Source organism: Nocardia sp. NPDC051321 (assembly GCF_044455225.1).
Classification (GTDB): Bacteria; Actinomycetota; Actinomycetes; order Mycobacteriales; family Mycobacteriaceae; genus Nocardia.
Genome location: NZ_JBITEM010000008.1, coordinates 91,585 through 103,447 on the forward strand (window position 1 = coordinate 91,585; position 11,863 = coordinate 103,447).

The window sequence follows — 11,863 nt, forward strand, 5'->3', positions numbered from 1 at the left end:
ATTTAAAGCTTTAGATGTAAAGCACTTTCACCGGATTGACTGCTCGGCATACGCGACCGCTCGTTGAGGTGTGCGGGACACGTCTAGCCTCAGCTCCATGACACCGGAAGCCCGAGTCCTTGCCGAGGCGTTTATGGATGACCCCTTGATGGCCTACTTCTGGCCCGAGCCAGACCGCCGACGCCGCGCGCTACCGCACTTTTGGCACTCGCGCGTTGAGGCGAGGCGACGCAAGGGATTCGTTGACACCGCATCGGATGGAGGCGAGATCGTTAGTGTCGTACTGTGGGAAAAGCCAGGCGTTGTCTCGCCAATGGCTAAGCCGCTCAGCCTGATCCGTGCCCTCGGATCGGCGATACCACGAGCCCTGGCTGTGTCCCGCCGGATCGAGAGCCTCCGACCGGACAGTCCGCATCTGTACCTGGCGTGTGGTGGAGCGTTGCCAACTGCGCGGGGGAAGGGTTTGACATCAAACCTGGTCAAGGCGCGTATTGACGCAAGTGACACAGATATTTTCGTCATAGCAACGAACGAAACAAGTGTGATACTCGCCGAGCATGGTGGCTTCAGATCGACGGGCGAATTGGTTATCGGTCGCGACACGGTGTTGACGGGAATGCTGCGGACGGTGTAGGGAAGTCATCGATTCTACTCAGAGGGCACCAGGCGTCTCGACCATCGGAGAACATCCTGTGCGTGGGGTGCGTGCCGCCGTCGCTCACCAGATCGGCGGGGGCGCGTTGTTCCGGCGAACCAGTCTCGGCGCTGGCCCGGGCTATGGCGGTCTCATGCGTTGCGGAGTTCGTCCTCTGACGCGCCGAGGCGCCAGTAGCCGCGAAATGTGATGTCGGCCTTGGGGATATGGCGGTCGGTGACGAGGTGGCGGCGTAGGGTGCGGACGACGCTCGATTCGCCCGCGATCCATGCGTAGGGGCGGTGCTGCGGTAGCGCGGCGGCCTGGATCGCGCGGACGATCTGGCCGCGTTCCCGGTCGTCGTGCACCAGCCAGGTGATCTCGGCGTCTGCCTTGGTGCGCAGTTCGCGGCGGTCGGACTTGTGCGGCACCTCGATCCAGACCTTGGCGACGGTGCCCGCGGGTAGTGATTCGAGAATGCTCGACGCCGCGGGCAACGCCGTCTCGTCCGCGGCGATGAGCACGCATCCGGCGTCGCGGGGCGGGCGGAACGCGACGCTGCGATTGTCGCCGTCGGACGGTCCGAGGATGGTGACCCGGTGTCCCGGTTGCGCCTGCGCCGCCCACCGCGAGGCCGGGCCGCCGTCGGCGTGCGGGACGAAATCGATATCCAGCTCGCCGGTTTCGGGCCGGTGCTCGCGCGCGGTGTACGCGCGCATCACCGAGCGGACGGCGAGATCGGTGGCCCGCCACTCGGCGAACCAGTTGTCACCGGCGTCGATCGGTATCCAAGGCTTCGACTGACCCGGCTGCGGCAGGAACAGCGACAGGCTCTGATCGCGTCCGCCACTGGCGAAGCCCGCCAATGCCGCACCGCCGAAGACGATCCGGAGCTGAGAAGGGCTGAGCAGTTCGGTCCGCAGGACGGGGACATTCTCGAAGAAGCGAAAAGGTTGGGCGCGCATGATGGTTCCTTGTCAGGTGACTTTGCCGGAGCGCCGGATGGCCGCGGCCAGATCCTCGAGCAGCGGCGCGGTACCCGCGTGTGAGAACCGGTAGATCGGCTGCCAATTGCCGACCTGGTTGCCGCGCACGGCGGGCAGGCCCCGCCACACCGGGTTGGCAGCGAGCGCGTCCGGCGACAATCCGGTCGCCCTGCGATCGAGCAGGATCAGGTCGGCCGCGTATTTGTCGGTGTGCTCCCAGCTCAGTTCCTCGAAGAAGCCGTCGCCGGTGACATGGTCCGGCCCGACCATGTCCACCCCCAACTCCGCGAAATAGCTGAGGTCGGCAGCGGCTTTCGGATCGGACACGTAGAAGATGCCCGGCGCGGCGGAGGCGGCCAGTACGCGCAGCCCGGGGCGTTGCGCGACCGCGTCACGGACCGCCTGCGCCGCCGCGTCGAAGCGGGCCTTGGCTTGGATTACCTTGGGCGCGTTGAGATCAGCGCCCAGCGCACGAGCGAGCTCGGTGTAGCGGGCGATGGTCTCCGGCAGCGTCCGGTGCGCGACCCGGACCGCCGCCACATTCGGATTGATCGTCAGAATCTTCGTCTTGCTCTCGTCCGGGATGTACCAGAGTCGTTCGGGCACATACATATCGGTGACGAGCAGGTCGGGCCCGAGTGCCGCGTACTTCTCGACATTGAACTCGCCCCAGTTGTTGCCGAGCACGGTCACCTTGCCGAGGTCGAGATCGCCCCGCAGCGGCGCCAGTTCGTCCGTCGTGCGTGTTTCGCCGAAGACGCCGACGAGGCGATCTTGCAGCCCGAAGTCGGCCAGCATCGCGGCGGCGCCGACGAAGGCGACGATCCGGGACGGTATCTCCTTGGTGTGGACGGTACTGTCCCGGTCGTCGGTGAACGACCAGCCGCCCGGACCCGTGAACGATTCGTCCTCGGGGGACCGGCCACACGCGGACGCGAGGGCGCCGAGCCCGGCCGCGCAGGCGGTGGTGAGCAGGCGGCGGCGGGTGATATGGATTGTGTCCATGGCCGCCATTAGAACGACTAGTTGATAGTTAGGCAAGCCTAGCCTACGTGAGGTTGATCACGCGTGTGCCCGCATTCTTCGACGTGGTTTTCCCAATGCTGTTGCGGCGGATGATAAGCGGGCCACCCGTCAGCGCCAGCTCGGCAACCATAGATGCTGCTGCCAGCTCGACCCCGTGATCGGCATCGCGGTCAGGATCGGATAGTTCCAGACAAAGTTGGCGACGACCAAACCCAGATACAGGCAGACCACCAGCAATCCGGTATCACGACGTTCGCGGGATTCAGTGACGCGCCCGAGGATCTGCCCGAGGGCGAGTGCGACCAGCATGACCAGGAACGGGGCCATCGCGGTCGCGTAGAAGTAATACATCTGCCGGTCCAGCACCGCGAACCACGGCAACCAGCCCGCCGCGTAACCGGCCAGCACGGCCAGGTACCGCCAGTCGCGCCGGGTAACCGTCTGCCACAACGCCCACCCCACCGCGGGAAACGCCAGCCACCAGATCGCGGGCGTGCCCACCAGCATGATCGCTCGCACACACGACGATTGCCCGCATCCGGTGGTCTGCGCGGGATCGGTAAAGTGATAGAGCATCGGCCGCAATCCCATCGGCCACGTCCAAGGCTTGGACTCCCACGGATGATGGAAACCCGCGGAGTTGGTCAGATGGGTGTGCACGCCGAGCACCTCGGCATGCTGGAACCACAGGGCTCGCAACGCATCCGGCACGAAGGAGAAGAACCCGCCGGAGCCGACCTGGATCCCGACGGCGTGCCGGTTGATCGCGCTTTCGCTGGCGAACCATCCCGCGTAGGACCCCAGATACACCCCGACCGCGACGACGATCAGCGCGAACACCGCCGGTGCGGCGTCCCGCGCGAGCGTGCCGGCAAACGGTCGCCGCACGCCGTAGTGCCGTCGAGCGGCGGCATCGAACCCTAAGCACAGGACCACGAAGCAGACCATGAAGTAGGCGCCGGACCACTTTGTCGCACAAGCCAATCCGAGCAATACTCCGGCGGCGAACCGCCACCATCGCACCCCTAGCCGAGGCCCGAACGAAGTCGCTGAGACCCGTCCCGCGGCTTCGGCCGTCGCCATCCGCGCCCTGACCTCATCACGGTCGACGATCAAACACCCGAACGCCCCGGTGACCAGCACCGTCAGAAAGATATCGAGCATCCCGATCCGCGACGAAACCAACGTCACGCCCTCGGCGATCATCAGAATTCCGGCGACGGCCCCGATCATCGTCGAGTGAGCAAGCCGCCGGACGATCCGAATCACCAGCAATACCAACACGGTTCCGGCCACCGCCGCCGAAATCCGCCACCCCAGCGGGCTGTAACCGAACAGCATTTCGCCGAGCGCGATCAGCAGCTTTCCGGCCGGTGGATGCACCACGACCACATAGCCGGGATTGTCCTCGATCCCCATCCCGTTGGTCAGCATCTCCCACGCCTGCAACGCGTAATACTTCTCGTCGAAGACCGGCGTCCCGCCCTCGGTCGTCGAGCCGAGCCGCTCGAATCGAGTGACGGCCGCGATCAACGTCAGCGCGATCGTCACCCACCAGCCGCGCGCGGTGTCACCCGGTCCCGGCTCCGGCCGCATCACAGACCGACTGATCACCGGCCGGGCCCACCGGCTCACCCCCACATCAACCACGCCCCGACCGTACGCACAGTCCTGGACCATCAGTCGAATCAGGTGTCAAAGCCCAAGCGATGCAACGGTCTGCGACCTCGGTGACGGCACTGATCAATAGTCCAGGTTCGCGCCGAAATCGGGGATCGCCCCCGCATCGATCTGCTGGCGCCATTCATCCAATCGGCCGAGGTGCATCGTCCAGAACGTCCGGCACAACTCGAGATACTCCAGGACGACCTGTCGCTCGCCCCGCTCGAGCAGGTCCTTGGCCAAGCTCACGTTCGGACCGAAACTGTCCATCTGCGGGGAGCCGGGACTCTTGCCTGCGATAGTCAAGTAGCCCTTGGCATCGGTGATGTTTCCCTCGCGCACAGCGATACGCCCGAGAACCATATTGGCGTCGTGGACCGCATTGCCGTAGTTCCAATCCCCTCGGTACTGCGGCGTCATGGCTATCAATTCCCGTGCGTATTTCCGGGCGTCCTCAATTTTCCCGGCATTGAAGCTATCTTTGGCCAGCCGGCACAAAGCGTAGAATCTGTTGTCTGCCTCCTCCTGCGATGCCGGCTGCGGTGTCTTGATCTCCGGCGCCAGCGAAACGTCGGGCTGTGCCAGCCGGGTAGCGGTGACTCCTACCGCAGTCCCCACCGCCAGTGCCGCTATTACGGCCGCGACAACCATCCGTGGGCGTAGCGACCAGGTCGAAGTGCGCTTTGTCTGCGGTCGGTCGCTCGACGCGGAATGGGTGGGAGGTTGCTCTGTCATCACGGTCCCTCATCGAACAAGGTTGCGGGCCCGGTTATTCGGACCGCTGGATTCATCAACAGCTTCGCGTGGTCCGTGACCCACACCCGTCATTTTTCGATCATTTCGCTGTCCCCGGGCGCGCGCCGGACATGCGCTGGTCCGGCCAGGATCGAATGATCCTGGGCCGGGCCGCAATTCGCCTTACTCAGTTCACCAAGCTGTCGAACATGCCGGGCTGGTAGGAACCTCCCTTCTGGTGCACGATCACGGCGAGCCGGTTGGCGGCGTTGATCAGCGCTACCAGGGCGACCAGCGCCGCGATCTGGTCGTCGTCGTAGTGCTTGCGCACCTGGGCCCAGGTCTCGTCGGACACGCCCTGGTAGGCGTCGGCGAGCCGGGTGCCCTCCTCGGCGAGTGCCAGCGCGGCCTGCTCGGCCTCGGTGAACACGGTGGCCTCCCGCCAGGCGGCGACCAGTGCGAGCCGGACCGCGCTTTCGCCGGCGGCCGCGGCGTCCTTGGTGTGCAAGTCGATGCACCAGCCGCAGCCGTTGATCTGGCTGGCGCGCAGCGCCACCAACTCCTGGGTGGCCTTCGGCAGCGACGACTGCACGATCAGCATGCCTGCGTTGGCGAACCGCTTGCCGAACTTGGCGCCGAACTGGTTGGTGAACAGGTCGATACGGGGTTCCATGACTTCGTCCTCACTCGTGGTGTTGCACTGAACGACCATGAGATGCCGGCGACCCGGTCCCTGTGACAGCCGCGGTGACGTGACGAGCGCCACACGCGGGTGGTGTCACAGAATCGTCGGTTGCGGCATCTGGTGGGGTGACAGCTGAGAGCGAGACAGGAGCCACCCATGGCAGGTACGTCGAACACCGCGCCCGGAGACAGCCAGGCGGACCCCGCCACCGCCACCTTCGTCGCGCACCGCAACCTGCTCTTCACCGTCGCCTACGAGATGCTCGGCTCGGCCGCCGACGCTGAGGACGTCCTGCAGGAAACCTGGTTGCGGTGGGCGGGCGTCGATCTCGACATGGTCCGGGATCAACGGGCGTACCTGGTCCGGATCACTACCCGCCAGGCGCTCGGCCGGCTACGCACGCTCGGCCGTCGCAAGGAGTCCTACGTCGGGTCCTGGTTGCCCGAGCCGCTGCTCACCGCGCCCGACGTGGCCGAGGATGTCGAGTTGGCCGACAGCGTGTCGATGGCGATGATGTTGGTACTGGAAACGCTCGCACCGACCGAGCGGGCGGTGTTCGTGCTGCGCGAAGTCTTCGACCTGTCGTATGAGGAGATCGCCGAGGCCGTCGATAAGACACCGGCGGCGGTCCGTCAGATCATTCACCGTGCCCGGGCGCACGTGACCGCGCGCCGGCCACGTGGCGTCGTTTCGCAGACCGAGACCCGAGACGCGCTCGCCGCTTTCCAACTGGCGATCGAGACCGGCGAGATGCAGAACCTGCTCGACATCCTCGCGCCGGACGTCGTCTTCCTCGGCGACGGCGGCGGCATCAAGCAGGCCGTGCCGCGCCCGGTCGTCGGCTCCAGCACGGTGGCCCGCTTGCTCGCCGTCGGCTTCGACCGGATCCGCGCCGCAATGACGGTCGAGCCGGTGCAGGTCAACGGTTCTCCCGCGCTGCTGCTCCGACTCGACGGCGAGATCGACACGGTCATCGCGCTGCGCATCGACGACGGCCTCGTCTCCGGGCTCTACTCCGTGCGCAATCCGGAGAAGCTGTCGCACATGGACCACGAGACCGCCCTGCGCCGCTGAGTCAGTTGCCGGTGATACGCAAACGGACCATCGGCAGGTTGTGCACGGGTGTGCCGGTGGCTTGTTCGATGGTGGCGCGCAACGTGTCCCAGGCTTTCGGATGGTTGCGGATGTAGTGCTCCAGTGCGGTTGCGGCTTCCTGATCCGTCATCAGTGTGGCGATGGCGGGTGCCGCACGTTTGGTGCCCGTGGAGACCCGCACCTTGGCATCGGCGCGGACATTGCGATACCACTGGGCTTTGGTGCCGAATCCGGAGACGACGACGTATTCGTTCGCCGCGGGCCGGTCGACGACATCTAGGACCACGAATCTGCGTGCGCCGCTGCGGCGTCCGGTGTGCTGCAACATCAGCAGCCGGGAGCCGAACAGGAATCCGAGGCCGGCCCGGTAGATCCAGATCGGCGCCCGAACAAACCACCTGGTCTGTAATGCTCAGGCGCCGAGGTTGGCGGTAGTGGTCATGTCGGTCCGGGGCGACGATCGGGATCGGCAGCTACCAGTTGTTAATTCCATGCTTGTGTTGTTGGCATGGCGATAAAGCGGCCCCTCACCTCGTAAATGTTGCGTCAAGGGCCGTCCCTCGACGGCCTTATCGCGCTCTACGGTGACATTAGGACATCAGTCGAAGCGTGGAGGTCTGGTTGCATCAGCAATTCTCGATGGCGGCTTTGGAGCTACACGGCCGAACCGTCGACCGGCGGTTTCGGCACGGCGTACCAGGGCTCGTCCGGGCGGTGTCGATGGAAATCCCCGGGGCGATCGCGGTGTCCGACGACTCGGGTGAGCTGACGTATCGAGAGCTGGAGTTGCGCTCGGATCGCGTCGCACGGATGCTCCGCGCGGCCGCGCCGCGTGGCCGCACGGTCGCGATCGCCGTTCCGCGCGGCCCGGCGCTGCTCGTCGCCCTGCTCGGTGTGCTGAAAGCGGGCCTGCCCTACCTGCTGGTCGATCCGAGTGAGTCCTCGGCCCGAATGCGGCAGGTGACCGAGATCGCCGATTGCGCAGTGGCTTTGGTGGCCGGTGCCGGTAGGGAGCTGGTGGTCGAGTGCGGGTTACGCGCATTGGACATACCCCGCGAGTCCGACGCGGACGAGTTGGACCCGTTATCGGAGATGCCGTCGGGTCAACCGGCGTACGTCCTGTTCACGTCAGGATCCACTGGCGAGCCCAAAGGTGTTGTGGTGTGCGGTCTTTCGCTGTGCAATCGCTTGGCGTGGATGCGGGACACCTTCCAAGTCGACGCCGGTGACCGGATTCTGCAGAAGACCCCGGTCACCGTCGACGTGTCCGGATGGGAGCTGCTGCTGCCGCTGATCGCCGGGGCACGATGTGTCTTCCTCGCCTCGGATGAGCACCGGGATCCGGTATCGATCGCGCAAGCCATCGTCGCGCATCAGATCACCATCTGTCATTTCGTTCCGTCCATGCTGCGGGAGTTCTTGCGGTGGCCGGACGCCGCCCGGTGCACCTCGTTGAGGCACGTGTTCTGCGGCGGTGAGCCGCTGCCGGTTCCGGTGGCGCGGGAATTCGCGGCGACCCTGCCCGCGGCGCTGCACAATCTGTACGGCCCGGCCGAAGCCGCGATCGATGTGACGGCGTGGACCTGTCCGGACCGGCCGGAGGACATCGGCGCGGTGTATATCGGCAGGCCGATCGACAACTGCGTGCTGAGCGTGCTCGACGAGGACGGTCTGCCGGTGCGGCCCGGCGACGAGGGTGAGCTGCACATCGGCGGCATCCCGCTGGCACTGGGATATCTGAACCGGCCCGACCTCACCGCGCGAGCGTTCATCACCGCACCCGAAGGCTCCTCGGTGCGCACGCTCTATCGCACCGGCGATCGGGTGCGCCTGGTCGATGGCGAGTTGGAGTATCTGGGCCGCGTCAACGATCGAGTGACGATCGACGGGCAGCGAATCGAACCGGGGGAGATCGAACAGCGGCTGCTCGCCGATCCCGAGGTCGCCGCCGCGGTAGTGGTAGCGGTCGACGTCGATGACGACACCACCATGGTCGCCTGGATCCAGCCCACCGACCCGGATTGCGAACCGGAGGGTTTGTTCCGGCGGCTGCGTGCCGGTCTCTGTGGGCAGCTGCCCCCGGCGTCGGTGCCGAGCCGATTCGTGCGCACCCGCCGGATCCCGTTGACCCGCAATGGAAAACAGGATCGTGCCCAACTGCGTCGGCGCGCGATCGAGCAGGTGCACGCGCGCCCGGCGGTGTCGGTGGAAACCGGCGGCCCGCTGCGGCAATTGGCGCGGCACTAGCGCGCACGACGGCGCCGTCCGGTCGACTACGCAGAGTTGGTCGATCACCGCCGCGCACTGAATCGCCGGAGTGCCGAGGCTGCCGTTCGGATTGCCGAATGGGCGGGAGTGGGCTGAAACGGAACTGTCGTCGGCGACGCGGTAGCAAAACCGGCGGCGAATACCCCGGATGCTATGTAGAGTGCGCCCAAGCCGAGCCTTCGAGCGAACGTCGGTGCAGCGGTCTCCTGGAACGCTGGCGGAACCCGACCCGAATATCGGCGAGCATATCTTGTTCTCGCTCGGGTTCCGGCCCAATTTCGCGGGGCCCTAATCGGCGCGAACGTAGACCTACGTGACATACGACTCGATGACAGACGGCTCCTCCACGGTGACACTGGATGACGGCGTCGATCACGAACGGCCTGCTCAACCATGGTGATGCGCCACCGAATTATGTCGATCGGAAGGATGTACCCGAGCTCATGGCACCGCCGTCGCCGACCGTGGAAACGATCAAGCTCGCGCTGGAGATGGCGGTTCGCGCCCCGTCGATCCACAACACCCAGCCATGGCGTTGGCGGATCGGCGACCACGCGATCGAGCTCTGGGCCGACCCGCGCCGGCATCTCGTTTCGAGCGATCCGCAGCAGGGCAAGCTGATCGTCAGCTGCGGCGCCGCGCTGCATCATCTGCGCGTCGCGCTGGCCGTTCTCGGATGGTCCGCCGCCGTGACGCAGCTGCCCGATCCGGATGAACCGGACCACCTCGCGACCGTCGAGTTCGCGCCGCACCAGCCGACCCAGACCGATATCGAACTCGGCGCCGCGCTACTGCAGCGGCACACCGATCGCCGTGGTTACCGGTCGTTGGAAATCCCGGCCGGATACCTCAAGACCATCTCGCGCAACGCGGCGACCTTCGGTGCCGTGGTGCGCCACGTGCCGGAGAGCCTTCGCCTCCGGTTGGTGCGGCCGTTTCAGGATGCCGTGACCCGCCATGCCGAGGACCCCGACTATCAACTCGAACTTGCCGCGTGGAGCGGGCAGCGCCGGACCGCGGACGGCGTGCCTGGCTCGAATGTGCCGCTGCCACATCTGTCCGACCCGATTCCTGCCCGCGTGTTCGCCGACGCCGTACTGATCGACAACCACGTCGACGCCGACGCCGCGGAATGGATGGTGGTCTGCACCCCGCACGACGACCGCCGGTCCCAGCTGCGCGCGGGCGAGACCACCAGCGCACTGCTATTGGAAGCCACCCGCCTCGGCCTGTCCAGTTGCCTGCAAACCGAGCCGCTCGGCCTCCCCGAACTCCGCGACGACATTCGATCCGCGGTGCTCTACGACTGTGCCTTCCCGCAAGCCATGATTCGCCTCGGCTGGGTGCCGACCGATTCCGCGCCGCTGGAGCGCACCCCGCGTCGAGCCATCGACGACGTGATCGATCGGTAAGTCGTTGTCGGCCAACGCTGTTAGGTCCGCACGGCGGGTCCTGGCGCGGTCAGGGTGTGGTGGTGCGCATGGCGCGGCGGGCCGCGATCGATCCGAAGGTTTCGCGGTCGGCGAGGAAACCCTCTAGGGCGAAGGTCGCGGCGCCGAGACTGGCGGGGTTGTGCGGCAGGGTCGAAAGTTGCAGTGTCACCGCGTCGAAGGGGTCGGTCATCGCGTGATGGGCGGCGACGCGGCGGGTCACGTCCAGCAGTGGCGCGCCGAGATGATCCGCGACGAGATCGCCGAAGACGATGGTCCTCGGGTTGAACAGGTTCACCAGGTTGGCCACCGCGACACCGAGGTACTGGCCGGTCTTGTCGATGACCTCCAGCGCGACCGCGTCACCGTTGTCGGCGGCCGCGGCGATGGCCGCGATGGTGGCGGCGTCGTCGGTTTCGATCAGCCGGCTCGCCGGCGCGAGTTCGCGCAGGGTGCGCACGATGCCGGGCGCGCTGACGTAGGACTCGACGCAACCCATTCGCCCGCAACGGCATTCGCGTCCGTCGAGGACCAGGTTGGTGTGCCCCCATTCGCCCGCGCTGTTGGTGACGCCGCGATAGAGCGCACCGTCGACCACCACGCCGATGCCGACACCGGCGCGCAGCGTGACCACGATCAGATCGTCCACGTCCCGGCCCGCGCCGAACCAAAGATGCGCCGCGGTACTGGCTTTCAGCGGATTGTCCAGATATAGCGGGTAGCGCAGCTGCTCTTCGAGGAGTTGCGAGAGGGGCACGTCGTGCCAGTGCCAGTACGGCGAGAACACTGAGATGCCGCCGATGGGATCGACGAGGCCAGGCACGCTCAGTCCGACGCCGAGCACCTTGTCTGCGTCGTCGGCGGCCAGCTCGCCGATGCCGCGGGTAATGAGCGCGACGACATCGTCCGGCGTGGTGGCCGCCGGGTCGACGGGGATCTCGACCGACCGCTGCACCGTCATCGCCATATCGAAAAGGTCGAAGTGCAGCGCGGTTTCGGCGATATCGACCCCGACCAGCATGCCGCGCTCGGGATTGATCGCGAGCTGGGCGCGCGGTCTGCCGATGCCGGGTGCGTCGTAGCCGAGCTCGATGAGCACGCCGACGTCGAGCAGCTCGGAGATCATGTTGCCGACCGTGGCGAAGGACAGGCCGGTCACCCGGGCGATCTCGTGGCGGCTGCTGTGACCGACGGCGGCATAGACCGCCTGTAGTACGCCGAACCTGTTGCGGCGTCGGATGTCGCGCGCGGTCAGCTGGTACACGGGTCGGGCCTCCTCGTCCGCTGGTGGTCGCAAACATACCCAACTACTTCGAACAACAGTATTTACAACAGTTATCGG

General features: G+C 66.1%; 11 protein-coding genes. 4 read left to right on the top strand and 7 right to left on the bottom strand.

The window, feature by feature from the left end:
* Positions 1-97 precede the first annotated feature (97 nt).
* Positions 98-634 (top strand): hypothetical protein, encoded by a 537-nt coding sequence (locus ACIA8C_RS20245; protein ID WP_397136772.1) that lies wholly within the window; start codon positions 98-100, stop codon positions 632-634.
* Positions 635-786: 152 nt separating this feature from the next.
* Here the strand turns inward: ACIA8C_RS20245 and ACIA8C_RS20250 are convergent, their stop codons facing one another.
* The 5 genes from ACIA8C_RS20250 to ACIA8C_RS20270 form a co-directional block, all read right to left on the bottom strand.
* Entirely contained in the window at positions 787-1,599 is an 813-nt protein-coding gene (locus ACIA8C_RS20250) for a siderophore-interacting protein (protein WP_397136774.1), read from the bottom strand.
* Positions 1,600-1,611: 12 nt separating this feature from the next.
* A complete protein-coding gene (locus tag ACIA8C_RS20255; protein WP_397136776.1) occupies positions 1,612-2,625 on the bottom strand; it encodes an ABC transporter substrate-binding protein in 1,014 nt (337 codons plus the stop codon).
* 129 nt (positions 2,626-2,754) lie between these two features.
* A complete protein-coding gene (locus ACIA8C_RS20260; RefSeq protein ID WP_397137427.1) occupies positions 2,755-4,242 on the bottom strand; it encodes a dolichyl-phosphate-mannose--protein mannosyltransferase in 1,488 nt (495 codons plus the stop codon).
* 147 nt (positions 4,243-4,389) lie between these two features.
* The gene (locus tag ACIA8C_RS20265; RefSeq protein WP_397136778.1) at positions 4,390-5,043 is read right to left on the bottom strand and encodes a tetratricopeptide repeat protein; all 654 of its coding nucleotides are present in this window, start codon (positions 5,041-5,043) and stop codon (positions 4,390-4,392) included.
* A 187-nt stretch (positions 5,044-5,230) separates the two neighbouring features.
* Positions 5,231-5,716, bottom strand: coding sequence for a carboxymuconolactone decarboxylase family protein (locus ACIA8C_RS20270; protein ID WP_396994496.1), 486 nt, complete (start codon positions 5,714-5,716; stop codon positions 5,231-5,233).
* 168 nt (positions 5,717-5,884) lie between these two features.
* On the opposite strand from ACIA8C_RS20270, the gene ACIA8C_RS20275 reads away from it, so the two are divergent.
* A complete protein-coding gene (locus tag ACIA8C_RS20275; protein ID WP_397136780.1) occupies positions 5,885-6,802 on the top strand; it encodes an RNA polymerase sigma-70 factor in 918 nt (305 codons plus the stop codon).
* Position 6,803: 1 nt separating this feature from the next.
* Here the strand turns inward: ACIA8C_RS20275 and ACIA8C_RS20280 are convergent, their stop codons facing one another.
* A complete protein-coding gene (locus tag ACIA8C_RS20280; protein ID WP_397137429.1) occupies positions 6,804-7,202 on the bottom strand; it encodes a nitroreductase family deazaflavin-dependent oxidoreductase in 399 nt (132 codons plus the stop codon).
* 242 nt (positions 7,203-7,444) lie between these two features.
* On the opposite strand from ACIA8C_RS20280, the gene ACIA8C_RS20285 reads away from it, so the two are divergent.
* Entirely contained in the window at positions 7,445-9,070 is a 1,626-nt protein-coding gene (locus tag ACIA8C_RS20285; RefSeq protein WP_397136782.1) for an amino acid adenylation domain-containing protein, read from the top strand.
* 380 nt (positions 9,071-9,450) lie between these two features.
* Positions 9,451-10,503: an Acg family FMN-binding oxidoreductase gene (locus ACIA8C_RS20290; protein ID WP_397136784.1), complete on the top strand. Its 1,053-nt coding sequence runs from the start codon at positions 9,451-9,453 to the stop codon at positions 10,501-10,503.
* A gap of 49 nt (positions 10,504-10,552) precedes the next feature.
* Here ACIA8C_RS20290 and ACIA8C_RS20295 read toward each other — a convergent pair whose 3' ends face one another.
* Entirely contained in the window at positions 10,553-11,785 is a 1,233-nt protein-coding gene (locus ACIA8C_RS20295; protein WP_397136786.1) for an ROK family protein, read from the bottom strand.
* Between the last annotated feature and the right edge of the window lie 78 nt (positions 11,786-11,863).

Bases quoted from the DNA above. Each gene is read 5' to 3' on its own strand.
- ACIA8C_RS20275 (WP_397136780.1), top strand. From the start codon at position 5,885: ATGGCAGGTACGTCGAACACCGCGCCCGGAGACAGCCAGGCGGACCCC.
- ACIA8C_RS20260 (WP_397137427.1), bottom strand. From the start codon at position 4,242: ATGCGGCCGGAGCCGGGACCGGGTGACACCGCGCGCGGCTGGTGGGTG.
- ACIA8C_RS20250 (WP_397136774.1), bottom strand. From the start codon at position 1,599: ATGCGCGCCCAACCTTTTCGCTTCTTCGAGAATGTCCCCGTCCTGCGG.
- ACIA8C_RS20270 (WP_396994496.1), bottom strand. From the start codon at position 5,716: ATGGAACCCCGTATCGACCTGTTCACCAACCAGTTCGGCGCCAAGTTC.
- ACIA8C_RS20245 (WP_397136772.1), top strand. From the start codon at position 98: ATGACACCGGAAGCCCGAGTCCTTGCCGAGGCGTTTATGGATGACCCC.
- ACIA8C_RS20265 (WP_397136778.1), bottom strand. From the start codon at position 5,043: ATGACAGAGCAACCTCCCACCCATTCCGCGTCGAGCGACCGACCGCAG.
- ACIA8C_RS20290 (WP_397136784.1), top strand. From the start codon at position 9,451: ATGACGGCGTCGATCACGAACGGCCTGCTCAACCATGGTGATGCGCCA.
- ACIA8C_RS20255 (WP_397136776.1), bottom strand. From the start codon at position 2,625: ATGGACACAATCCATATCACCCGCCGCCGCCTGCTCACCACCGCCTGC.